At 73.7% G+C, this 22,478-nt stretch carries 20 protein-coding genes; 12 read left to right on the top strand and 8 right to left on the bottom strand.

The genetic code is table 11. The annotated features are described in order from the left end of the window. From GA0070562_RS26620 to GA0070562_RS26605, 4 genes are all read right to left on the bottom strand, one after another. Nucleotides 1-1,138, bottom strand: a 1,138-nt coding sequence (locus GA0070562_RS26620) for a non-reducing end alpha-L-arabinofuranosidase family hydrolase (protein WP_091427105.1), incomplete at its 3' end; no start/stop codon positions are given. Nucleotides 1,139-1,452: 314 nt separating this feature from the next. Continuing rightward, nucleotides 1,453-2,520 carry an SRPBCC domain-containing protein gene (locus GA0070562_RS26615; protein ID WP_091427074.1) on the bottom strand — a complete coding sequence of 356 codons (1,068 nt, stop codon included), beginning with the start codon at nucleotides 2,518-2,520 and terminating at the stop codon, nucleotides 1,453-1,455. 21 nt (nucleotides 2,521-2,541) lie between these two features. Beyond that, complete coding sequence (locus tag GA0070562_RS26610; RefSeq protein ID WP_091427073.1) at nucleotides 2,542-3,873, bottom strand: low temperature requirement protein A; 1,332 nt, start codon at nucleotides 3,871-3,873, stop codon at nucleotides 2,542-2,544. An 87-nt stretch (nucleotides 3,874-3,960) separates the two neighbouring features. Beyond that, entirely contained in the window at nucleotides 3,961-4,551 is a 591-nt protein-coding gene (locus GA0070562_RS26605; RefSeq protein WP_091427072.1) for a TetR/AcrR family transcriptional regulator, read from the bottom strand. Between the two features lie 120 nt (nucleotides 4,552-4,671). Between GA0070562_RS26605 and GA0070562_RS26600 the strand changes: the two genes are divergently transcribed. Together GA0070562_RS26600 and GA0070562_RS26595 are read left to right on the top strand one after the other, a co-directional pair. After that, a complete protein-coding gene (locus tag GA0070562_RS26600) occupies nucleotides 4,672-6,312 on the top strand; it encodes an MDR family MFS transporter (protein WP_091427071.1) in 1,641 nt (546 codons plus the stop codon). A 74-nt stretch (nucleotides 6,313-6,386) separates the two neighbouring features. After that, nucleotides 6,387-7,235 (top strand): phosphatase PAP2 family protein, encoded by an 849-nt coding sequence (locus GA0070562_RS26595; RefSeq protein ID WP_091427070.1) that lies wholly within the window; start codon nucleotides 6,387-6,389, stop codon nucleotides 7,233-7,235. 7 nt (nucleotides 7,236-7,242) lie between these two features. On the opposite strand, the gene GA0070562_RS26590 is transcribed toward GA0070562_RS26595, so the two are convergent. Further along, nucleotides 7,243-9,300 carry a cellulose binding domain-containing protein gene (locus GA0070562_RS26590; protein ID WP_091427069.1) on the bottom strand — a complete coding sequence of 686 codons (2,058 nt, stop codon included), beginning with the start codon at nucleotides 9,298-9,300 and terminating at the stop codon, nucleotides 7,243-7,245. 246 nt (nucleotides 9,301-9,546) lie between these two features. Between GA0070562_RS26590 and GA0070562_RS26585 the strand changes: the two genes are divergently transcribed. The 5 genes from GA0070562_RS26585 (at nucleotide 9,547) to GA0070562_RS26565 (ending at nucleotide 14,310) form a co-directional block, all read left to right on the top strand. Continuing rightward, nucleotides 9,547-10,308, top strand: coding sequence for a lytic polysaccharide monooxygenase (locus tag GA0070562_RS26585; RefSeq protein ID WP_091427068.1), 762 nt, complete (start codon nucleotides 9,547-9,549; stop codon nucleotides 10,306-10,308). Beyond that, nucleotides 10,293-10,940 (top strand): DUF305 domain-containing protein, encoded by a 648-nt coding sequence (locus GA0070562_RS26580; protein ID WP_091427067.1) that lies wholly within the window; start codon nucleotides 10,293-10,295, stop codon nucleotides 10,938-10,940. The genes GA0070562_RS26585 and GA0070562_RS26580 overlap by 16 nt, the downstream gene beginning before the upstream one ends. 321 nt (nucleotides 10,941-11,261) lie before the next feature. Next, nucleotides 11,262-12,851: a DHA2 family efflux MFS transporter permease subunit gene (locus tag GA0070562_RS26575; protein WP_091427066.1), complete on the top strand. Its 1,590-nt coding sequence runs from the start codon at nucleotides 11,262-11,264 to the stop codon at nucleotides 12,849-12,851. Nucleotides 12,852-12,979: 128 nt separating this feature from the next. Next, nucleotides 12,980-13,204 (top strand): hypothetical protein, encoded by a 225-nt coding sequence (locus GA0070562_RS26570; protein ID WP_091427065.1) that lies wholly within the window; start codon nucleotides 12,980-12,982, stop codon nucleotides 13,202-13,204. A gap of 35 nt (nucleotides 13,205-13,239) precedes the next feature. Then, nucleotides 13,240-14,310: a PIN domain-containing protein gene (locus tag GA0070562_RS26565; RefSeq protein ID WP_091427064.1), complete on the top strand. Its 1,071-nt coding sequence runs from the start codon at nucleotides 13,240-13,242 to the stop codon at nucleotides 14,308-14,310. A gap of 150 nt (nucleotides 14,311-14,460) precedes the next feature. Here the strand turns inward: GA0070562_RS26565 and GA0070562_RS26560 are convergent, their stop codons facing one another. Further along, entirely contained in the window at nucleotides 14,461-15,702 is a 1,242-nt protein-coding gene (locus GA0070562_RS26560) for a hypothetical protein (RefSeq protein ID WP_225853178.1), read from the bottom strand. 90 nt (nucleotides 15,703-15,792) lie between these two features. Between GA0070562_RS26560 and GA0070562_RS26555 the strand changes: the two genes are divergently transcribed. Both GA0070562_RS26555 and GA0070562_RS26550 read left to right on the top strand, forming a co-directional pair. Then, nucleotides 15,793-16,266 (top strand): molybdenum cofactor biosysynthesis protein, encoded by a 474-nt coding sequence (locus tag GA0070562_RS26555; RefSeq protein ID WP_091427063.1) that lies wholly within the window; start codon nucleotides 15,793-15,795, stop codon nucleotides 16,264-16,266. 151 nt (nucleotides 16,267-16,417) lie between these two features. Next, nucleotides 16,418-16,984 (top strand): sigma-70 family RNA polymerase sigma factor, encoded by a 567-nt coding sequence (locus GA0070562_RS26550; protein ID WP_091427062.1) that lies wholly within the window; start codon nucleotides 16,418-16,420, stop codon nucleotides 16,982-16,984. 113 nt (nucleotides 16,985-17,097) lie between these two features. On the opposite strand, the gene GA0070562_RS26545 is transcribed toward GA0070562_RS26550, so the two are convergent. Beyond that, entirely contained in the window at nucleotides 17,098-17,835 is a 738-nt protein-coding gene (locus GA0070562_RS26545) for a zf-HC2 domain-containing protein (RefSeq protein WP_091427061.1), read from the bottom strand. 49 nt (nucleotides 17,836-17,884) lie between these two features. Further along, the gene (locus GA0070562_RS26540; RefSeq protein WP_175438881.1) at nucleotides 17,885-19,711 is read right to left on the bottom strand and encodes a glycoside hydrolase family 15 protein; all 1,827 of its coding nucleotides are present in this window, start codon (nucleotides 19,709-19,711) and stop codon (nucleotides 17,885-17,887) included. 51 nt (nucleotides 19,712-19,762) lie between these two features. On the opposite strand from GA0070562_RS26540, the gene GA0070562_RS26535 reads away from it, so the two are divergent. The 3 genes from GA0070562_RS26535 to GA0070562_RS26525 are packed head-to-tail and all read left to right on the top strand — an operon-like array spanning nucleotide 19,763 to nucleotide 22,473. Next, a complete protein-coding gene (locus GA0070562_RS26535) occupies nucleotides 19,763-20,965 on the top strand; it encodes a D-arabinono-1,4-lactone oxidase (protein WP_091427060.1) in 1,203 nt (400 codons plus the stop codon). Continuing rightward, nucleotides 20,962-21,339 carry a sensory rhodopsin transducer gene (locus GA0070562_RS26530; protein ID WP_091427059.1) on the top strand — a complete coding sequence of 126 codons (378 nt, stop codon included), beginning with the start codon at nucleotides 20,962-20,964 and terminating at the stop codon, nucleotides 21,337-21,339. Before GA0070562_RS26535 ends, GA0070562_RS26530 begins: the two co-directional genes overlap by 4 nt. Nucleotides 21,340-21,372: 33 nt before the next feature. Then, complete coding sequence (locus GA0070562_RS26525) at nucleotides 21,373-22,473, top strand: FUSC family protein (RefSeq protein ID WP_091427058.1); 1,101 nt, start codon at nucleotides 21,373-21,375, stop codon at nucleotides 22,471-22,473. Nucleotides 22,474-22,478: the final 5 nt, after the last annotated feature.

Raw genomic sequence — 22,478 nt, 5'->3', positions numbered from 1 at the left:
CGACGATCATCAGGTAGCGGGTCTGGCCCTGCAGCTTGTAGACCTGCACGGCTTCGAACAGGTTGTTCGTCGAGTCCGACATGATGGTGGTGTAGTTCGACCCGAAGCTGCCGGGGAAGTTCCCGATCGGCATGCTGGAGCGGTAGATCTTGCCGTTGTCACCGGCGAAGAACAGGTACATGTTCTGGTCGTCGGCGATCAGCGTCTGGTCGATCGGGCCGGTGCCGGAACCGGAGATGCTGCCGGTGAACAGCGGCTGTGCCGAGGACCACCCGTTCGGGTTCGTCGGGTTGGTCGAGGTGCGGTAGGAGAACGCGGTCGGGCCCCACTGGTAGGCCAGGACCCAGATGTTGCGCGGCGCGAAGTAGAACAACGTCGGCGCGACGGTGCCCGACGACATCGCGTTCTGCGACGCGGAGGCCATCTGCGACCAGTTCGAGAACAGGCCGAAGTTCATCGACCCCCACGACGAACCGGTGTCATGGGTGGTGGCGTAGACCAGGTGCTGCCCGTTGTAGGGCACCACGGTGAAGTCCTTCAACGACACCCAACCCGACCGCGGCTGCGCCAACGCACCCGTCGACGACCACCGGTACGACGACGGCAGATTGCACGTGCCACCCGGAGGCGGCGTCGTGGGCGGTGCCGTGGTCGGCGGCGCGGTGGTCGGTGGCGCGGTGGTGGGTGGCGCGGTGGTGGGTGCGCCGGTCGGCGTGGTGGTGCCGCCGGTGCAGGTCACCCCGTTGAGCGCGAAGCTGGTCGGCACCGGGTTGCTGCTGGTCCAGGAGCCGTTGAAGCCGAACGAGGTGCTGCCGTTGGTCGGGATCGACCCGTTGTAGTCGACGTTGCGCGCGGTGACCGCGGACCCGCTCTGGGTCAGGCTCGTGTTCCACGACTGGGTCACCGTCTGCCCGGCGCCGAACGACCACGTCAGCGTCCAGCTCGACAGCGGGTCGCCCAGGTTCGTGATGGTGACGTTGGCGCCGAAGCCGCCCTGCCACTGCGACGGGATCGCGTAGTTGACCGAGCACCCCGCGGCGGCGGCCCCGGCGGGCAGCGCCACGGCGACCGTCGCCGACGCGAGCAGCGCGGCGCCGGCCGATGCCAATATGGCATTGACTGACCTAGATCTGGACATGAACTGACCTCCTGGCGGGCGGCGGCTCTGGCATTGGCGGTGGCGATTGTGTTGTGAGCGTTAACAGCCGCGTCAGGGATGTTACGGGAGCGCTCCCACGCACTCAACAACTCATTTCCGCGCCCACCGCACCAGCGCCCACCCCATGCCCGCCCCGCGCCCACCCCGCACGCCGCACGCCCACCCCGCCCACCCCGCACGCCCACGCGCGCTGATCATGAGGTTGACCGCACTCAATGGGGACAAATCCGCGGTCTAACTTCATGATCGGCAGGGCAGGGCAGGGGGTGAGGCGGGTGAAGGAGGCAGGCGGGTCAGGCGGGGGTGCAGGGGGTGTTCTCCGCGGCGCAGGCGGCGGGGGCGTTGTGCGAGGGGTCGGGGTCGCGGACGTCGAAGCGGATGGTGGCGGACTCGCCGCCCGGCAAGGCGCTCCCGGTGAACGTGACCACTGGGCCGTCCTGTGTGGCCTCGGCCCCGCTCACGCTGCCCACTGTGGCACCGTCGTGCAGCGTCACGGTGACCGTCCACGCCGGACGCTGCGCCGGGCCGGGATTGCGCAGCACCACCTCGCCCCGGTAGCCGAAGACCCGGTCGGTGACCGTCTCGTAGGTGGCGCTCAGCGGCGCCGCGACCACAGTCGAGGCCCTCGGGCTCGGCGTACGGCTGGGCGTGGGCGACGGCGTCGGTGAGGGCGACGCGCTGCGGCGGCTGGCACTGGGTGTGGGCCGTGCGGTCGTGGGCCGGACGGAGGGCGCGGTGGTGGACGACGGCATGACCAGCGACGTCGTGGGCGTGGGCGCGGCCGGCGCGGGCGGCTCGCCGGCGGTGGCCCAAACCGTCGCCCCGGCCGCGGCGGCGATCAGCGTCACCGCACCGGCCGCCAGCAGCACGCGGCGCGGCCCGGGCCGGCGCTGATCGTCGCCGAGCAGCCGGACCACTGGCAGTTCGGCGGTCAGGCCGCCCTCGGCGCGGCGCAGGTCGACGTTCTGGAACGCCAGCCAGTCCAGGATCGCCGGCAGCCGTCCGGTCACGGCCTGTTCGTGCTGCTCGGCGCGGGCATCGGCGTCCCAGTCGCCCTCCTCGAGCACCTCGCGTACGGACAGCCGGGTGCCGTGCGCGGTGGGGGTCAGGTCGCAGGCGAGGCGGGTGGCCCGGCCGGCCTCCCGGCAGCGGACGACCAGCCGATCCGGCGCCCGCAGCTCGACGGTCTCCACCTCGGTGTCGCCGTCGTAGCCGGGCAGCGCGGCGGTGGCCAGGATCCACCGGTCGGACCCGGGCGCGCTGTCGGCGAACCACTTGGCCAGCAGCGCGCGTTCCGTGAGCGCCCGCCAGATCCGGGCGGGCGGGTGGAACAGGTCGACCTCGGTGACGATCTCGATCACGCGGAGACTCTAGGGCCTGTGTCAAGGTCGGTGCGGGGCACCGTCGCCGCCGTCGCGCCAGCGGGCCCGCCAGGCGGCCTCGCTCTCCTCGGCGCTGGCCTTCTCCTCGTGCATCAGCCGGCGCAACGCGACCCGGGAATCGGCGAAGATCACCAGCTCGGCTGCCGCCAGGACCACGCAGATCGCGGTGAGCAGTCCCAGCGCGCCGAGCGCCGGCAGGTGCCGGCCGACCGGCAGCGCCGCGGCGAGCAGGGCCAGAGCCCCGACCCGGGTCCAGGACAGCGTCCGCAGCGCGCGCCACTGGAACGCCATGTTGGCGGCGAGGTAGAGGAGCACCCCACCGAAGAGCAGCGGCACCGCCGGCCCGTGGCCGCGCTCCATCGGGCCGCCCGCCGGGTCGGTGACGATCCGGACCAGCTCCTCTGCGCCGATCGCGAACAGGATCACCCCGGCGATCATCGGCAGGTAGAGGTAGGCGTACGCGTCGCGGGCCAGCGCCACCCGCGCGTGGCCCTGTGCGGCGTGCAGCGCGATCCGGGCGGCCGGGCCGATCATGTCGAAGTGCGCCCACCAGAGCGCCGCGGTGAACAGGATGCCGAAGATCGCCGCCGGGATCGCCGGCCAGGTCACGGCCTGGCCGAGCAGATTCCCGCCGACACCGACGGAGATGACCGACTCGCCCAGCGCGATGATCAGGATGAGGTCGTACCGTTCGGTCCAGTGCTCGGCTGAGGTGATCTTCCAGCCGTCGGTGCCGGCCAGCAGGCCGCTGCTGTACTGGATGGCCACCACGGCGATCCACAGCCCGTCGCGCAGCCACGGGCCGACCTCCGGGGGTACGCGTGGCGGCAGCAGCGCCGCCACCAGCAGCAGGGACGCGGTGACCAGCGCCTCGGGCAGGAACAGTCGCAGCTTGCGCCGGGCCGGCGGGTCGTCGCCGGTGGCGTACCAGTACAGCGCGGTGTGCACGAGCCGGATCACCACGTAGCTGATCGTGACCAGGATGGGCCCGGCGCTGCCCTTGTCCAGGTCGCCGAACGTCTGCGGCAGCGCGAGTGCGAACGTGAACAGCGCGATCATGCCGACCACCATGAGGATCGGCACGAAGCCCTCGCCGAGGCGCAGCCGGGCGGCGACCGCGCTGTGCACCACCCAGCACCACCAGAGCACGGCGAGCACCAGCAGCGCGTGGAGTAGTTCCCGGGGGGTCACGTTCGCGGCGGTGGCGCGCGTGATGATGAAGAAGGACACCACGAAGACGAGGTCGAAGAAGATCTCGAACCGGTCGACCCGGGTGGCGGGGGCGACGCCGGTCGCCGGCCCGAGCCCCTTGCGCCACCGGTCGCCACCCACCGGGCGAGTGTGTCAGCCCAGGTCAGATGGGATGTCGCTTTCGCCGGCCATTCCACCGGTCCGACGGGAGCAGCGGTCGGGGAGTGCTCAGCCGGTAGCCGGGGCGGCGTGGGCGAGCACGGCGCGCAGCACGTCGCGCAACGGCCGTCCGGGTTGCTCCAGCCATTCGTGGGCGGCGATCCGCAGGGACGCGAGGAACGTCGCGGCGACGATCCGGGCCCGCAGCGCCGCGTCGGGTCCGGTCAGCCGGCGGGTCAGCTCCGCGGCCATCTCGCGTTCCAGGGCCGCGTACGCGCCGACCTGATGGGCGGCCAGGCTCGGGTGGCCGTGCAGCCGCCGGCGCCGGTTGAGCCAGGGCTCGGCCGGGTCGTCGTAGCCGTCCTCGGCCTGGGCCAGGGCGGCCCGGGTCAGCGCCGCCCACGGCGACAGCTCGGCCGGCTGTTCCGCGACGAGCGTGAGGAGCCGGCGCAGCCGCAGCGTGTCGCCGTGGAAGAGGGCCTCTTCCTTGCCGCCGAAGTAGTTGGAGAACGTCCGCCGGGAGACGTTCGCGGCGTCGGCGATCGCCTCGACGGTGATCCGGTCGGGGCCGTGCTGGACGGCGAGGGACAGCGCCGCCTCGTGCAGCGCCAGGCGGGTGGCCGCCTTCTTCCGCTCCCGCAGCCCGGTGCACTCCTCCATGACCCAAGCGTAGGTGACCCATTTCTCAATGGGCAAACTTGCCGACCGGGCAAGGTTTAGTGTTGATTGCTTGAGGCAACGAAGCGGCCACCCGAATCGACACACCTGGAGGACGCGCGCATGAGCGCACCCACCACGACGGCTGAGGCCGCACCCATGAGCAAGCGGAAGACGCTGGAGGCGCTCAGCGGTCTGCTGCTGGTGCTCTTCGTGGCCATGCTGAGCAGCACCGTGGTCTCGACGGCCCTGCCGAAGATCATCGGAGCGCTCAACGGCTCGCAGACGCAGTACACCTGGGTGGTCACCGCCACCCTGCTCACCGCCACGGCGACCACCCCGATCTGGGGCAAGCTGGCCGACCTGTTCAACAAGAAGCTGCTGATCCAGGTCGCCATCGTGGTGTTCCTGGTCGGCTCGGTCGCGGCCGGCTTCGCGCAGAGCGCCGAGCAGCTCATCGCCGCCCGCGCGTTCCAGGGCATCGGTGTCGGTGGTCTCCAGGCGCTGGTCCAGGTCGCCATCGCGGCCATGATCCCGCCGCGTGAGCGAGGCCGCTACAACGGTTACCTGGGTGGCGTGATGGCGCTGGCCACCGTCGGCGGCCCGCTGCTGGGCGGCCTCATCGTGGACACCTCCTGGCTCGGCTGGCGCTGGTGCTTCTTCGTCGGCGTACCGGTCGCGGCCGCCGCGCTGTTCCTGCTGCAGATCACCCTGAACCTGCCCACCGTGCGCCGGGCCAACGTCAAGATCGACTATCTGGGCGCCACGCTCATCGCCGCCGGCGTCAGCGTGCTGCTGATCTGGATCTCGTTCGTCGACGACTCGTTCGCCTGGATCTCCTGGCAGACCGGCGCCATGGTCGGCGGCTCGGTGCTGCTGCTCGCGCTCGCCGTCTGGGTGGAGGCACGGGCCGCCGAGCCGGTGGTGCCGCTGCACATCGTCCGCGAGCGCACCACCGCCCTGGCGATCCTGGGCAGCCTCGCGGTCGGCATGGCGATGTTCGGCGGCGCGGTCTTCCTCGGCCAGTACTTCCAGATCGGCCGCGGTTACAGCCCGACCGAGGCCGGCCTGCTCACCATCCCGATGATGGCCGGTGTGCTGATCTCCTCGATCGTGGCCGGCCGGATGATCACCGCCACCGGGAAGATCAAGCCGTACATCGTGTTCGGCTCCGTCGTGCTGGTCATCGGGTTCGCCATGCTCGGCACCATCGACCACGAGACGTCGCTGGTCTTCGTCGGCCTCGCGATGTTCATCGTGGGCGTCGGCGTCGGCATGACCATGCAGAACCTGGTGCTCGCCGTGCAGAACACGGTCGCGCTCAGGGACATCGGCGCGGCCAGCGCCAGCGTCGCGTTCTTCCGCTCGCTCGGCGGCACCATCGGCGTGTCCGTGCTCGGCGCGGTGCTGGCCCGCCGGGTCACCGACCGGATCACAGGCGACCTCGCCGCGGCCGGCATCCCCACCTCCGGCGGAGGCGGCGGCAGCACGCTCAACCTCGACGCGCTGCCCGAGCCGGTCCGGCAGATCGTCCGGGCCGCGTACGGGGACGCAACGGGGCACATCTTCCTGATCTCGGCCGCCATCGCGGTGGTGGGTATCGTTGCGGCGCTGCTGCTGCGCCCGGTCACCCTGCGTTCCAGCCTCGACCTGCCGGACACCGGCCGTTCGGTGGCGGTGGGGGCGGACGCCGTCGACGGCGCGCCCGCCTTCGACGAGGTGAGCGTGGACTCGGCCGGCCGGGAGGAACGCGCCCGCCGCTGAGCCCGTACCCCCAGGGCCGTCGCCGACCCCGGCGGCGGCCCTGGTCCATGCGGGGACGAACCGAAGGAGGAGCCGTGGACGCCACGCGGACCGCGCCCGCCCGCCTCGCCGCATGGCAGCGGGCCGCGCGTGAGCTGGCGCTCGTCGCCGTGCTCTTCCTGGCCTACAAGGCGGGCCGGCAGGTCGTCGCCGGGCACGCCGACCTGGCCCTGGCGAACGGCGAGTGGGTCTGGCGGCTGGAGCGGCTGCTGCGCCTGCCCGACGAGACGCTCGTGCAGGGGCCGCTGCTGTCGCACGAGCTGCTGGTGCGGCTGGCCAACTCCTACTACGCCTACGTGCACTTCCCGGCCACCGTGCTCTGCCTGGTCTGGCTCTGGCTGCGCCGCCCGGCCCACTACGTGCGGTTGCGGCGAGCCCTGGCGGCGCTGACCGCGGTGGCGCTGGTGCTGCACGTCTGCGTCCCGCTCGCGCCGCCGCGGCTGACCGCGCTCACCGGGATGGTCGACACCGGCACCCGGTTCGGCCCGAGCGTCTACGGACCGCCCGACACCGACCAGCTCAGCAACCAGTACGCGGCCATGCCGTCGCTGCACGTGGGCTGGGCGCTGGCGATCGCGCTGGCGCTGATGGCGGTCACCGCCGGGCGGCTGCGCTGGCTCTGGCTGCTCCATCCACTGGTGACAGCGCTCGTGGTGGTGGTCACCGGCAACCACTACTGGCTCGACGGCGTCGTCGCGGTGGCACTGCTCGTGGCGATCCTGGCCGTGCTGCCGCGGCCCGCGCCGGACCTGCCCGTACCCGTCTCGCCGGCCGGACCGGTGCGCCCGCACGTGGTGCCGGCGCCGCGCCGGGCCGGCCACCGCCGGAACCCGAAGGTCCCGGCGGCGGCCGACGTGCGGCTGCGGCCACCCGGCCGGGGCTGACCGTCGGTCAGCGCAGCGTGCAGACCGTCCCGTTGAGGCGGAACGCCCCCGGCGGCACGTTCGGCCCGCTGTACGCGCCGACGAAGCCCACAGTCGTGCTCCCGCCGTCGGCGGCGAGCCGCCGGTTGTCGGCGGTGGGCGTCACCCGGACGTCGCGGCCCTGCTGGTCCCAGGTGGCGCTCCACCCGCTGCTCACCTGCTGCCAGCCCGTCGGCCAGGTCCAGGTGAGCGTCCAGCCGTCGACGGCCTTCGCGCCCGTGTTGATCACCTCGACGTTCGCCACGTACCCGTTGCCCCAGTCGTTGTCGGCGTCGAACCGCACCGCGCAGGAGCTCTCGGCCGGGCTGCCGGTGGCGAACGTCAGCGGCGGGGACGACCACGAGACCCGTCCGGCGGTGTCCCGGGCCAGCACGTTGACCGTGTAGCGGGCGCCCGGTTCGAGGTTGCCCACCGTCAGCGACGTGCCGGCGGTCTCGCCGAGCTGCTCGCTCACCGCGCCGTGCTGGCGGTGCACCTCGTACTTCGCGATCGGCGCGGCGCCGGGCGTGGCCGCCGGCCAGGAGATGGTCGCCGCGCGGTCGGTCACCGCGCTCGCCGTCGGCCGGCCGGGGGCGCCGGGCCGCCCGGCCGAGCTGCCGGCCGGTCGCAGCACGAGCGTGGTGAGCGAGTACGGCGGCAGCGTCCGCGCGGTCGCGTCGCCCGAGCGGGCGGTGCTGATCCCGGTCGCGCCGTTGGCGAACGTGTGCACGGTCGGCGCCTCGTCGGCCGGGGTGAACCCGGCGTAGTCGAGCGCCACCGGGTGGGCGGTGTCCGGGTCCTTGTTGAGCAGCAGGACCGCGACGCTGCCGTCGGGCCGGCGGACCGCGTGCGCGGCGACCAGCGGCTCGTCGGTCCCGGCGCGGACGAGCTGGTCACCGGGCCGGGCGAACAGGTTCATCATGGACAACGCGTGGTACGGCGCGAACGGGGTGTTGAACGCCGGCTGGCACACCTCGCCGTCGCTCGTGCAGTTGCCGCTGGACAGCAGCCCGAAGTCGCCGTAGTCGGTCTGCCCGGCCACCTCGGAGACGGTGCCGATGCCGTTGTGCACGTTCCACCACTGCACCGTGAACACGCCCTGCTCCAGCAGGCCGCTGTAGGCGTCGGCCAGGAACAGCGCGCCCGGTGCGGTGGTACGGCCGGCGTCGACGTTCAGCTCGGTGAAGCTGATCCCGATCCGGTCCGCGCCGGGGCCGGCGTAGCGGGCGATCTGCTGGCGCAGCAGCCAGGCCGCGTCCGGCAGGTGGCTGGTGCGGGCCAGCGAGTCGGCGGCGCCGCCGCCCGGGTACCAGTGCACGTCCACGAAGTCGATCTTCGGGCCGGCGAGGGAGAGCACGGTCTGGTTCCACGGACCCGGGTCGGACCCGGCGGTGATGCCGTCCGGCCAGTTGCCGGGCATGGTGAGCACCGCGCCGACCTTGATGCTCGGGTCGACCGCCTTCATCGCGTCGGCGTACTCGATCACCAGCCGCGCGTACTGGGCGGCGCTCTTGTCCGGGTGGTCGTCGGCCTCCCAGGCCGAGCCGTAGTGGCCGTTGCCGTAGTTCTCGTTGCCGACTGTCCACCACTTCGCGCCGTAGCGCTTGGTGACGTTGGCGTAGCGGACCCAGGCCGCCGCCTCGGCGGGCGTGCCGGTGCCGTAGTTCGCGATGATCATCGGCTCGGCGCCGACGCGGCGGGCGCCGGCCATGAACGTGTCGAAGTCGGTGTTCGGTGCGACGTAGCCGCCGGGCGCGGTGTGCGTCTCCCAGTGGTAGATGTCGGCGTACGAGCCGCCGGGGTAGCGCAGCATCTTCACGCCCGCGGCCTTGAGCAGGTCGGACGTCTCGGCGCTCCCGAGCTGCGAGTCCCAGATGGCGTGGTTGACGCCGAGCGCGGTGGCCGGGACGGTGGCCAGCCCGGCTCTGGTGTTCACGGTCACGGTGACTGGGTCCGTGGGGTCGGCGGCGGCGACCGGCCCGCCGGCGGTGCCGAGCGCGGTGGCGAGCAGCAGCAGGCCGGCCGCGAACGCAGTGGGTCTTCTCATCCGGGGATGTCCTTCGGGGGGAGTGGGACGACGGGGAGATGCCCGGTTCTGCGTCGTCCTCCCGGACGCCTGGCGGCGGCGGGATGCCCACGAACGACGATCGGCTCCGCGCGGCGAGCCATCGATCAGGATCATACGCCCGGCGCTGGGCGTGCAGGGCTTAATTTATAGACAGGAGTCTTTACTGTTAACAATGTTTAATTTATGTTCGTGACACCTTCCGTTCCCCCCGAAGGAGTTGCCACCATGCGCCGAAGAATCACCCTCCCGCTGCTCACCGCCGGTGCCGTCACCGGCACGCTGGCACTCGCCGCGCCCGCGCAGGCCCACGGCTACGTCTCCTCGCCGCCCAGCCGCCAGGCGCTCTGCGCACAGAACCGGGTGCCCGACTGCGGCCAGATCAAGTACGAGCCGCAGAGCGTCGAGGGCCCCAAGGGCCTGCGGAGCTGCCACGCCGGCATCGCGCAGTTCGCGGTGCTCAACGACGACAGCCGCAACTGGCCGGCCACCTCGGTCGGCAGCACCGTCACGTTCACCTGGGTCAACACCGCCCGGCACGCCACCGCCAACTGGGAGTACTGGATCGGCGGCACCCGGGTCGCGGTCGTCGACGGCGGGGGCCGCCAGCCCGGCGCGACCGTGTCGCACACCGTCAACCTCGGCAGCTTCTCCGGCCGGCAGAAGCTGCTCGCGATCTGGAACATCTCCGACACCGCCAACGCGTTCTACTCCTGCGTCGACCTCCAGATCGGCGGCGGAGGCGGCAACCCGACGCCGACCCCCACCCCGACGGCTGCGCCCACCCCGACCGCGGCGCCCACCACGCCCGCGCCCACGCCGACCCGGACCAGCACCCCGGCGCCGGGCGGCACGTGGACCGCCGGGCGGTCGTACCAGGTCGGTGACACCGTCACCTACGACGGCCGCAGCTACCGCTGCCGCCAGGCGCACACCGCGATCGCCGGCTGGGAGCCGCCGAACGTACCGGCGCTGTGGCAGCAGATCTGAGCCGGCGTACCCGCGCGGCGGAGCCGGCCGGTCCCCGGCTCCGCCGCGCGTCCGCCTCCGCCCGGCCGGTCGCGGCGCTGCTCGGGGTGGTGCTGGCCCTGACCGGGTGCGGCGGGCCGCCCGCCGCCGATCCTTCCCCGCCGGTCCCGTCCGCCACGGCCGCGGTCCCGTCCGGCGCGGACGCCACGACCAGCGGGATCGACGCGCTGTTCCTGGCCATGATGGTGGCGCACACCGAGCAGACGCTGGAGATCGTCGCGCTCGGCCTCGACCGCGCCACCGACCCGCGGATCCGCACGCTGATCGCCGCCGTCCGGGCCACCGAGACCGACGAACTGGCCACCATGCGCCGATGGCTGCGCGAGGCCGGCCCGTCGGCCGCCGCGGCGGCCGCCCGGCACGACCACTCCGGGCACAGCGACGCCGCCGCCGCACTGGCCCGGCTGCGCGCCGCCGCGCCCGCCGACGCCGACCGGGTGCTGCTCGACGTGCTCAGCCGGCACCAGCGCACCGCGGCCGACCTGGCCCGCGCCCAGGTCGCCGCCGGAACGAGCGAGCGGGTACGCGACCTCGCCCGGCGCATCGACCGCTCGCGTACGGCCGAGGTCGACCTGATGGCCGGCCTGGGCTGAGCGGCGGGCCCGCTAGGTGACTGTGTGGGGCATGACCTTCGTCACGGTCGCGCCCGCCGGCCACGCTCCCGGCAAGGCCGGCGAATCGGCGCGTACCAGCCCTTTCCGCGAGCCGCCGGACCACTTGCGAACCCGTGGCGGGGCCCTCTGCCGCGCCGCCGCGGTTCTCCCGTCGGCAAAACCGGCCGCGTCCCGTCCCAGGTCATGGCTACGCTGTCGCCCGGACGCCGCCCCGCCGCGCGTTCCGCCCGCGCTCCGCAGACGGCGCGCGCGGCGCCGCCACCGCCTCCCAAGTGCCGGACCGGATCCAGGAGACCGTCAGTGACCCAGCAACCCGTAGCGACGTCGACGAAACTCGACGCCGCCGTACTCAAGGTGGCCGGCGTCGTCGTGCTCGGTGCGATCATGTCGATCCTCGACGTGACAGTCGTCAGCGTGGCGCTGCCGACGTTCCAGAGCGAGTTCGACGCCACGTACGCCCGCGTCGCGTGGACCATGACCGGCTACACGCTTGCGCTCGCCACGGTGATCCCGCTCAGCGGCTGGGCCGCCGACCGGTTCGGCACGAAACGCCTCTACATGGTGGCGCTGGCGCTGTTCACCATCGGCTCCGGACTGTGCGCCACGGCCGACTCGATCGGCGAGCTGATCGCCTGGCGGGTGATCCAGGGCCTCGGCGGCGGCATGCTCATGCCGCTCGGCATGACGATCATGACCCGGGCCGCCGGCCCGCACCGTATCGGCCGCCTGATGGCCGTGCTCGGCATCCCGATGCTGCTCGGCCCGATCACCGGCCCGATCCTCGGCGGCTGGCTGATCGACGTCGCGAGCTGGCACTGGATCTTCCTGATCAACCTGCCGATCGGCGTGGTCGCCCTGGTCTACGCCCAGCTGGCGCTGCCCAAGGACAACGCCGAGCCGTCCGAGTCGTTCGACTTCCTCGGCATGCTCATGCTCTCGCCGGGTCTCGCGCTGTTCCTCTACGGCATCTCCACGCTGCCCGAGACCGGCACCGTCGCCGACACCAAGGTCTGGCTGCCGATGCTCGTCGGCGGCGCGCTCGTGATCGCCTTCGTGCTCTACTCGTTCCGGCCCCGGCACCCGCTGCTGGACCTGCGGCTGTTCCGCAACCGCAACCTGACCATCGCCACCGTGACCATGTTCGTGTTCATCATCGCGTTCATGGGCGCGGGCCTGCTGTTCCCGAGCTACTTCCTCCAGGTGCGCGGCGAGTCGACGCTCACCGCGGGCCTGCTGATCGCGCCGCAGGGCATCGGCGCGATGCTGACCATGCCGATCGCCGGCATGCTCGCCGACCGCGTGCCGGTCGGCCGGACGGTGCCGTTCGCGCTGGTGCTCATCGCGGCCGGGTTCTTCACCTTCACCCAGCTCGGCACCGACACGTCGTACTGGCTGCTCTGCGGCTCGCTGTTCGTGATGGGCCTCGGCATGGGCGGCACGATGATGCCGATCATGACCTCGGCGCTGAAGACGCTCAGCTCGGCGGAGGTGGCGCGCGGTTCCACGCTCGTCAACATCCTCCAGCAGATCGGCGGTTCGGTCGGCGCCGCGGTCATGTCGGTCATCCTCACCAGCGAGCTGAACGGCTCGCGGCCGATCCCCGGCGTCACCGACCCGGCCACCGGCGCGCCGCTGACCGAGGCCCAGCTCGCCATCGCCTCGCAACAGCAGCCCGAGCTGATCCAGCAGTTCCCGGTGCCGCCGTCGCTGATCGAGCGCGGGCTCGACTTCGCGGCGGACTCCTTCTCCACCACGTTCTGGGTCGCCTTCGGTCTGGTGCTGCTGACCTTCATCCCCGCGGCGTTCCTGCCCCGCCGCCGGGAGCCCTCGCACCTGCTCGACGGCGACACGGGCGACGACAAGCGTCCGGTGCCGGTCCCGATCCACTGACCGCCGCCGAGACCCGGGGCCGGACGCATATGCGTCCGGCCCCGGGCCGTTTATGGCGCCGCGATCCGCCACCCCGGCGACGGCCGGCGCCTAGGATCGGAGACGGAACCGGAGGAAGGCGGGCCAGCGTGAGCGCAGACGACACGCAGCGGTCGGCGCGACGGCGCAACCGGCTGCTGCTGGCGGGCCTGCTCGCCGTCGTCGGTCTGATCCTGCTGCTGCTCGGTCTCACCGTCGCCACCGGCACCGTCGCCGGCGTCGAGGTGGTGCTCGCGCTGTTGCTGCTGGTGACCAGCTACGCGATCCAGCGCGTGGCCCGCCGCGAGACCGTCTACCGCGACGAGCGGCGCTGACCGGTCCGGCGCTCCGGCCGGGCTAGGCTGCCAGTGTGGATCACGAAGACCGGATTGCGCTGTTCCTCGACTACGAGAACCTGGCCCTGGGCGTACGGGACCATCACGGCGGCCGGCCGTTCGACTTCCGGCCGATCGCCGACGCGCTCGCCGAGCGGGGACGCGTGGTGGTGCGCCGGGCGTACGCGGACTGGTCGTACTTCGACGAGGACCGGCGGATGCTCACCCGCTCACATGTCGAGCTGATCGAGATACCGCAGCGGATGGGCGCCTCGCGCAAGAACGCGGCCGACATCAAGATGGCGGTGGACGCGGTCGAGCTGGCGTTCGAGCGCGGCTACATCTCCACGTTCGTGATCTGCACCGGAGACAGCGACTTCACCCCGCTCGTGCACAAGCTGCGCGAACTCAACAAGCGGGTGATCGGCGTGGGGGTGGAGAAGTCCACCTCCGCGCTGCTGCCGCCGGCCTGCGACGAGTTCCTCTACTACGACCGCCTCGAAGGCGTCGACGTACCGCCCCCGGCCGCCCGCCGGTCGCGCCCGGCCCGGCCCTCACCGGCGGAGCCGGCGCCCGAGCCCGTGGTCGAGACGGCGGCCGAGGACGAGTCGGCGCGGGACGTCGACACGCTCGCCGTGCAGCTCGTGCAGACGGTCGCCGGCATGCAGGGCAGCTCCAGCGGTGACGTGACCGCCTCCGCGCTCAAGCGCGCGCTGCTCCGCAAGGACCCCACGTTCAGCGAGTCCGACTACGGCTTCCGTACCTTCGGGGAGCTGCTGCGCCACCTCGCGGCGCACAACGTGGTGGAGCTGGCCGCCGGGCCTGCCAAGGGCGACCCGGAGGTGTCACTTCCCGAACAGGGCGACCGGGAGGTCGCGTTCGGGCTGCTCCGGGCCGTGGTGGTGGACCTGGCCGCGGACGGTGGCGCGGTGGCGCTGTCCGGCCTGAAGGATCAGCTCCGGCGCGCCCGGCCGGACTTCAGCGAGAAGAAGCTCGGCTACCGCAGCTTCCTCCAGTTCTGCAAGGCCGCGGCGACCGACGGCGCGGTGGAGCTGCGCTGGAGCCCCGACGACGGCGACTACCTCCTCACCCCCAAGACCCCCTGACCCACCCACCGCCCGCCCCGGCCCGCCCCCGACCTCGTCGATCTTGCACTTGCGAGCCCCTGAATGCGGGACGAATCCGGCATCGGTGGGGCGGCAAGTGCAAGATCGACGGCGTGAGGGCCGGGCCTCGGAGAGCATCCCGAGGATGGGTCAGGGGAGATCCGCGTTCACCTGGACCGTCGTGCCGGAGCCGAGGGACAGGCCGATTCGTCGTCCCACCAGGTCCAGGAGGGGCGGCTCGGATGAGGTGGTGGGGCTCGGCTCGCCGGTGGGGCCGGGCTCTCCGGTCGGAGCCGGGTCGCCCGTCGGGCTCGCGGTCGGCGCCGGGGTCACCTCGTCGGCAGGAGGGCTGGACGGTTCGGCGGGTGCCGGCGGACGGTCACCGGTGTGCGTCGGCGACGGCCGGGCGGCAGGTAGCGCGGTGGTGAGGACCCGTTCGCCCGACCACGCCGTCGTATTCGAGGGACGCTCCGGTCGCGGCGCGGGCCGGGTCGGCCGGGGCGCCGGGGGAGACGACGGATCGGCCGGAGTCACGACGGGCGCCGCCGAAGGAGCAGTCGTCGTGGCGGGAGTTGCGGCCGGCCGGCGCGGCGGACCGGTCTGCCCGGCCGTGGCCGTCCAGGTGCCGGCGGAGGTGACGCCCAGCAGCACGGCCATCGCTGCGACGCCGGCCGCGGCCAGCCGCTGGGGGAGCGCCCGCTCGGCCGGGGCGTCCCACGGGCCGAGCGGCCGGGGTGGCCGGGGCCGGGCGGCCCGGTGGGCGGACCGCAGCGCCTCGACGTCCTCGACGACCGCCCGCCGCGTACAGGCCGCGTCGGCGTGGGCCAGGGTGAGGTAGAAGCGGGCGTTCGCCGCGCCCGGCGCCGGCACGCGCAGGCCCGCCGGTATGCCGCCGTCGACGTCGTGCAGCAGGGTCACCGGACGGTCCGGGTGATGTCCCAGGCCGCGCAGATCACGCAGTGGCCAGTCCCGCCGGACGTCGTGCCCGGCAAAGGCCACCCGCCGGTCGGTCACCACGGCGGCGCCGCTGTCGACCACGCGCAGTCCCGCCGGTAGCGGGCCGTCGGCCGGATCGAGGCAGCCGGAGAGCGTACGGGCCGGAACCGGCAGTCCGGGCAGGTGCCGGGCCGTGGCCTCGACGAGGTCGACAGTGGGCAGGATGCGGTAGACGACCTCGCCGTCGTCCAGCGGTACCGGAAGCGTGGTGCCGGGCAGCGCACAGCCACGGAAGCCCGCTGCCTCCGTCGCCAGTCGATCGAGGTGCTCGGCGCGACGCCGCCAGATCCGGGCCGCCGCCTCGTACCTCTGACGCCCGCGCTCGTTCTCGCGCCGCGCCCAGGCCAGCCGCCGCCGCGGATGAACTCCGATCGCATCGGGTCGCCTCGCCGTCACACCAGGTACAACGCCCTGCGGAGAGCGCAGATACGTGAGCGCGGCTATCGTCCGGTTTGGCAATGGTATGCCCGTGATTAGACTTCGAGCATGCCGCGGATCGTCCAGTTGCTGGCCTCGCCCGTGCACCGGTACGTGGGCCGCCCCGCGGACGGACCCGCCCCCGCGCCACCGGGCGAGCTGGTCGACCGGGTGGAGCTTCGGGCCGGACTGGGCGTCGTCGGTGACCGCTACTTCGGCCGTCCCGCGCACCGGCAGGCGAGCGTCACGCTGATCGCGCGGGAGTCGCTGCCGCCCGGCGCGGACCTCACCCAGCTGCGACGCAACGTGCTGACCGACGGCATCCCGGTGGACGAGCTGGTCGGCCGCGTCCTCACGCTCGACTCCGGCGACGGCCCGGTCCGGCTGCGCGTGCACCGGGCCGCGCCGCCCTGCGCCTGGCTCGACGTGGTGGTCGGCCCCGGTACGTGGAAGGCGATGCGCCGCCGCGGCGGCGTGCGGTGCGCCCCGCTCACCGACGGTGTCCTGCGCGTCGGGCCGGTCACCGTGTCCGTGGACGATTGACCCGGTTCGGGAACTTTTCCCACCCGAGGGCCGACCAACCGGGGGCGACCGGCACTCCGGCGCCGGCAGGAGGGACGCCAGGAATGAACCGAGCGGGGCGCGCATCCGTACCGTCCGGCATGAGCACGCCGGACCGGCGGGCCGGCCGCGGATGAGCCCGGACGCCGACGACGAGCAGGTGACCGGGTGGGCGCGCCGCGCCGCCCGGGGAGACCAGCTGGCCGCGGCCGCGTTCGTCCGGGCCCTCCAGGCGCCGGTGTGGCGTTTCCTCGCCCACCTCGCCGGGCCCGGCGAGGCCGACGACCTCGCCCAGGAGACGTTCCTGCGCGCGCTGCGCAGCCTGCCCGGCTTCGCGGGCCGGTCGTCGGCGCGTACCTGGATCTTCACGATCGCCCGCCGGGTCGCGGTGGACCACGTGCGGGCGGCGACCGCCCGGCCCCGGGTCGCCGCGCTGCCGGACTGGCAGGCCGCCGCCGAGACGGCCGGCGCGGTGACCGGCGGCGGGGAGGACGGCGTCGTGCTGCGCGGTCTCATCGCCACGCTGGCGCCGGACCGGCGGGAGGCGTTCGTGGCCACCCAGGTGCTCGGCCTGTCCTATGCCGAGGCGGCCGAGGTGTGCGGCTGCCCGGTGGGCACCATCCGCTCCCGCGTGGCCCGGGCCCGGGAGGACCTGGTCGCCGCCTGGTCCGGCGACGCCCGCCACCGCCGGGCCCGCTGAGACCGCGACCGCCGGGACTCGGCGGGGCCGCGACCGCCGGGGCCTGGCGGCGGGACCACGACCGCCGGGGCCGGGCGGGACTACCGGGACGCAGAGGCCCGCGCGGCGGACCGTCAGGCGGCGCGCCGGTCGTCGCGGGCCTGTGCGGGGTACGGGCCGGGCGGCACCAGCCGCAGCGACGGCGCGGCCGGTTCCTCGGTCCGCAGCGCCCACCGGGATCCCTCCGACCGGCGCTGACCGGGCGGGGTGTCGCCGGGGCGCCGGCCGAGGCGGGACAGCACCAGCATCACGGCCCAGCCGACCAGCAGGAAGCCGTGGCTGACCAGCCGGGTCATCGCCACCTGCCCGGTGATCAGGTCGTTCACCGACAGCAGCACGAGCGTGGCGACGAACGCGCTGAGCATCGGCAGCAGGCCGGACGGGGCGGACCGGCGCGCCGCCACGTAGAGGAACCCGGCGCCGACTGCCACGTTCCACGCCGCCGACTCGTGCCACAGGTGCTGGCCGGAGGCGTGCGCGTGCTCGACGACCGCCTCCCGGCCGATCTGGGCCAGGCCGAGTACGAGCTGCACCGCGCCGAGCAGGCCGAGTGCCCCGCGCAGCCCGAGCGTGATCCGGTGGCGGCGGCTGGGCCGGGGCGGGGGAGCGGCTGCGAGGACCGCGTCGACCAGGTCGGGCACCCGCGGGGCGAGCTGCGTACGGGCCCGCCGGGTCACCGACGCGGCCGAGTCGAACCAGCCGCGGCAGCCGGCGCAGCCGGTCAGATGGGTCTCGGCCGCCTCGATCTCCGACTCGGACGCCTCACCGTCCAGCTGTGCCGACAGGATCTCCCGCCACTGCTCACACACCATGTAGGGATAGTCGTCGGGACACCCCGCCTGGTTCCCGGCGGGGTGCGGGTCACGTCCGCGTGGCCGGTGACCGTTCCGCCCACGCGTGCAGCGCGTCCCGGTCGCCGGCCGAGTCCAGGTTCAGCGCCGCCTCGATGAGGGCGAGATGGGTGAACGCCTGCGGGAAGTTGCCCAGGGCGGTGCCGTCGGGCGCGCGTTCCTCCGGGTGCAGGCCGAGCGGCCCGGCCCGGCGGGCGAGCCGGTCGAAGATCTCGCGCGCCTCGCCGTGCCGGCCGGCCAGCACCAGCGCGGAGACCAGCTCGAAGGAGCAGAGCAGGAACGCGCCTTCGGTGCCGGGCAGCCCGTCGTCGACCCGGTAGCGCCGGATCAGGTCGGGCGCGACGGCGAGGTCGGCGCGGATCCGCTCGACGGTGGCGACCATCCGCGGGTCGTCGCCGGGCAGGAACCCGACCAGCGGCATCCGCAGCAGCGACGCGTCCGGCTCGGTGCCGCCGTACGCCATGACGAAGCTGCTGGCGCGCTCGTCGTACCCGCGGTCGAGCACCTCGGCGTGCAGCGCCTCACGTTCCCGGCGCCACCGGTCCACCGGGGCGGTGCGGTCGCCGAGCAGCCCGGCGAGGCGGATGCCCCGGTCCAGGCAGACCCAGGTCATCACCTTCGAGTTGACGTAGTGCCGGCAAGGGCCGCGGATCTCCCACACCCCGTGGTCCGGTTCCCGCCAGCGCTGCGCCATGGTCTCGACGTGGCGCCGCAGCAGCGCCCACTGCGGGCCGGTCAGCTCGCCGGTGAGCAGCTGGTAGGCCAGCGCCGCGTCGAGGATGTGCCCGTACGTGTCGAACTGGATCTGGTGGGCCGCCTCGTTGCCGACCCGCACCGGCGCCGAGCCGGCGTAGCCGGACAGGTGTGGCAGCTCGCGCTCCTCGGTGGGGTGGCCGTGGATGCCGACGAGCGGCGCGAGCGGATGCTGCCGGGCGCAGACGCCGAGCAGGAAACGCAGGTAGCGGCGGCCCTCCTCGGCGTGGCCCAGGCGGAACAGCGCGAGCAGCAGCAGCGCCGCATCCCGGTGCCAGGTGAAGCGGTAGTCCCAGTTGCGAATCCCGCCGATCTCCTCGGGCAACGACGTGGTCGGGGCGGCCAGCAGCGCGCCGGTCTCGTCGTAGGACAGGCCGCGCAGCACCAGGGCGCTGTGCCGGACCGCGCCGGCTGCGAAGCCGTCGTAGTGGCCGCGCGCCGACCAGGCCCGCCAGGTGGCGGCGGTCCGCTCGGTCAGCTCGCCGGCGTCGGCGAGCGGGGGCACCGGGTCGGCGTACCCGAGCAGCAGCGTGGCGTCCTGCCCGGCGCGCAGCTCCGCCTCGGCGACGAGCGTGCCGCCCTCGACGCTGACCGGCAGGTCGGTGTACAGCCGCAGCGGCGTGCCGTCGGCGTGCCAGCCGGTACCGTCGCGCCGCCAGCGCACCGGACGTGTCCCGTACCCGGGTCGGGGAGTCAGCTCGGCGCGGACCCGCAGCAGGCCGTCGGTGACCCGCAGCCGGCGCACCAGCACCCGTTCGGCGTGGATCGGCCGGTCGGCGGCGCCGGGCCGGACCGCGAGCAGGTCCTCGCCGGTCGCCGTGCCGGACGGGCCGGCCCAGGCGTTCTCCAGCACCAGCGTGTCCGGCCGGTAGCGGCGTCGCGGCTCCGGGCAGCCGGCGACGGTGAGCGTGAACCGGCCGCCCGCGTCCCGGTCGAGCAGCCGGGCCGCCACCGCGTCGCCCGCCGCGTCCGGTACGCAGAACCACTCGACCGCCCCGTCCGGCGCGACGAGCGCCGTGGTGTGCGTGTCGGACAGGAACGCGTACGCGTCGATCGGCGGGAACGACGGCGGCGACTCGGGCACGGCGGTGACTACCCGGGGCGGGCACGGGTAAGCGGGCCCGGGAGGGCCGCTGTGACACGCGAGTTCGTGAACTGGTCCGGCAGCCTCCGCTTCACGCCGGCGGAGCGGGCCGAGCCCGCCGACGAGGCCGAGGTGTGCGCGCTGGTACGCCGTGCCCGGGAGAGCGGCGCGACCGTCCGGCCGGTCGGCTCCGGGCACTCGTCCAGCCCGCTGGTGCGTACCGACGGGATCCTGCTGAGCCTGGACCGGCTGTCCGGCGTGATCTCCGACGACGGGCGCCTCGCGACCGCGTGGGCCGGCACCAAGCTCAGGGCGCTGGGCGAAGGGCTCTACGACGCCGGGCTGGCCATGGACAACCTGGGTGACGTCGACTACCAGTCGATCGCCGGGGCGACCGCCACCGGCACCCACGGCACCGGCATCGGCTTCGGAAACCTGAGCACCCAGGTCACCGGCGTACGCCTTATCACCGGCACCGGCGACGTGCTGGACGTCGACGCGCGCCGCAACCCGGACCTGCTGCCCGCCGTCCGTCTCTCCCTCGGCGCGCTCGGCGTGGTCACCCGGATCACGCTCGACGTGCAGCCGACCTACCAGCTGCACCGCCGCTCCTGGTGCGCGCACCTGGACTGGACCCTCGACCACCTCGCCGAGCTGCAGCACACCAACCGCAACATGGACTTCTACTGGTACCCGCGCAGCGACCGTACGCAGGTCCGGGTGATCAACCGCATCGACACGGACGCCGCGCCGGAGCGGGCGGAGGTCCGGTTGCCGGACGGCGAGCCCCGGCAGAGCCAGGTCGGGCCGACCCACCGCACCATTCCCCGCGACCGGGAGCTGCGCTTCGAGGAGATCGAGTACATGCTGCCGTCGGAGGCGTTCCCGGCCTGCTTCGCCGAGGTCCGCCGCCGGGTACGCGACCGGCACCGCCGGGTGGCCGCCTGGCGGGTGCTCGTGCGCACCATAGCGGCCGACGACATCTGGCTCAGCAACGCCTACGGCCGCCCCACCACCACGATCGCCTGCCTGCAGAACACCTCGCTGCCGTACGAGGAGTACTTCCGGGACGTGGAGGCGGTGTTCCGGCACTACGGCGGACGCCCGCACTGGGGCAAGAAGCACTGGCTCGGCGCGCGGGACCTGCGTCCCCTCTTTCCCCGCTGGGACGACTTCCAGGCGGTGCGCCGCCGGCTCGACCCGGACGGGGTGTTCCTCACCCCGGACCTGGCCCGCCTGCTGGAGGAGTCGTGAGCGGGCCGGTCGGCGCCCGGATCTGGGTGGTGCCCGGCGGGCACGTGCCTTTCCCCGCGCACGGCCCGGAACCGGCGTTCACCGCGTTCGACCAGCTCTGCGTGCTCAACGCCGCCGACGAGGACGCCGAGCTGGAGCTGGACTTCTACTACCAGGACGCCGAACCGGTCGGGCCGTACCGGATCCGGGTCGGCGCCCGACGCATCCGGCACGTACGGGTGAACGACCTGATCGACCCGGAGGCGGTACGGCTGGACCGCCCGTACGGCTGCGTGCTGCGCTCCCCGGTCCCGGTGGTGGTGCAGTTCCTGCGCCAGGACACCCGGCTGCCCGGCGTGGTGGCGCTGACCGGCACGATGGCGTACCCCGGGTGAGGTTCGAGCGGGCGACCGCGGGTACCCCGGCGCATGCGGGATGCCGTCGACCGGGTACGCGACGCCGGGCGGTCGAGCCGCCGGAGGCTGCGCACGTACTTCCTCGTGGCGGTCCAGGCGGGCCTGGCCGCGACGTTGGCCTGGACGGTGGCCCGTGAGCTGCTCGGCAACCCCGACCCGACGTTCGCGCCCGCCGCGGCGGTGAGCGTCATCGCCGCCTCGCTCGGCAACCGCACCCGGCGGACCGTGGAGCTGGTGGTCGGGGTGGTCCTCGGCATCGTCGTCGGCGACCTGCTGGTGCGTCTCTTCGGCACCGGCCCGTGGCAGACCGGCGTGATCGTGTTCCTGGCGGTCTCCGCGGCGGTGCTCGTCCGCGGCACCGGCGCGCTCGTCACCCAGGCCGGCGGTACGGCGGTCCTGGTCGCCACGCTGACCCCGGTCTCGCCCGACCTGGAGCTGCCCCGGACCGTCAACGCGCTCGTCGGCGGCGTCGTCGGCCTGCTCGTGGTGCTGGTGATCGCGCCGCTGAACCCGCTGCGCGCGGTCCGCCGCGTCGCCGACCCGGCGCTCGACACGTTCGCCAGCCAGATGACCGCCTCGGCGGAGGCGCTGGCCCACGCCGACGTGCGCGCGGCCGACGAGGTGCTGGCCCGGATGCGCGCCGCCGAGACGGAACTGGACCGCATCGACGAGATGGTCGGCGCCGCCGACGAGGTGGTCCGCTTCTCCCCGGTGCGCTGGCGGCGACGGCGGGCCCTGGCCGCGTACCGGCGCGGCGCCGAGCACCTGGACCGGGCGTTCCGCAACAGCCGGGGCATGGTCCGCCGGATCGGCACCGCGTTGCGGGACCGGGAGCCGGTGCCGCCGGAGCTGCCCGCCGCGCTGGAACACTTCAGCGAGGCGATCCGGCTGCTGCACCGGGCGTTCCTGGCCGCCGACGAGCCGGTCGCCGCCCGGGAACGGGTGCTGCGCGCGGTCCGCGCCGCGGGCGAGGCGTGCCGGCAGGACATCGGCTTCTCCGGCACCATCGTGGTGTCGCAGCTGCGGACCGTCGCCAACGACCTGCTGCGCGCCACGGGCGTGCCTCCGGACGAGGCCCGCCGCCAGGTCCGCCGCGCGGCGGCGGCCCGCTGAACGGG

It is taken from the genome of Micromonospora tulbaghiae (assembly GCF_900091605.1).
In the GTDB taxonomy this organism is placed as follows: domain Bacteria; phylum Actinomycetota; class Actinomycetes; order Mycobacteriales; family Micromonosporaceae; genus Micromonospora; species Micromonospora tulbaghiae.
Note: the sequence above shows the minus strand (reverse complement) of the source record. Positions and strands in the feature narration are given on the sequence as shown.

What these genes read in the sequence shown, in the direction of transcription:
- GA0070562_RS26605 (WP_091427072.1), bottom strand. Translation starts at nt 4,551, where the DNA reads ATGGAGGAGTGCACCGGGCTGCGGGAGCGGAAGAAGGCGGCCACCCGC.
- GA0070562_RS26600 (WP_091427071.1), top strand. Translation starts at nt 4,672, where the DNA reads ATGAGCGCACCCACCACGACGGCTGAGGCCGCACCCATGAGCAAGCGG.
- GA0070562_RS26590 (WP_091427069.1), bottom strand. Translation starts at nt 9,300, where the DNA reads ATGAGAAGACCCACTGCGTTCGCGGCCGGCCTGCTGCTGCTCGCCACC.
- GA0070562_RS26585 (WP_091427068.1), top strand. Translation starts at nt 9,547, where the DNA reads ATGCGCCGAAGAATCACCCTCCCGCTGCTCACCGCCGGTGCCGTCACC.
- GA0070562_RS26555 (WP_091427063.1), top strand. Translation starts at nt 15,793, where the DNA reads ATGCCGCGGATCGTCCAGTTGCTGGCCTCGCCCGTGCACCGGTACGTG.
- GA0070562_RS26550 (WP_091427062.1), top strand. Translation starts at nt 16,418, where the DNA reads ATGAGCCCGGACGCCGACGACGAGCAGGTGACCGGGTGGGCGCGCCGC.
- GA0070562_RS26545 (WP_091427061.1), bottom strand. Translation starts at nt 17,835, where the DNA reads ATGGTGTGTGAGCAGTGGCGGGAGATCCTGTCGGCACAGCTGGACGGT.
- GA0070562_RS26525 (WP_091427058.1), top strand. Translation starts at nt 21,373, where the DNA reads ATGCGGGATGCCGTCGACCGGGTACGCGACGCCGGGCGGTCGAGCCGC.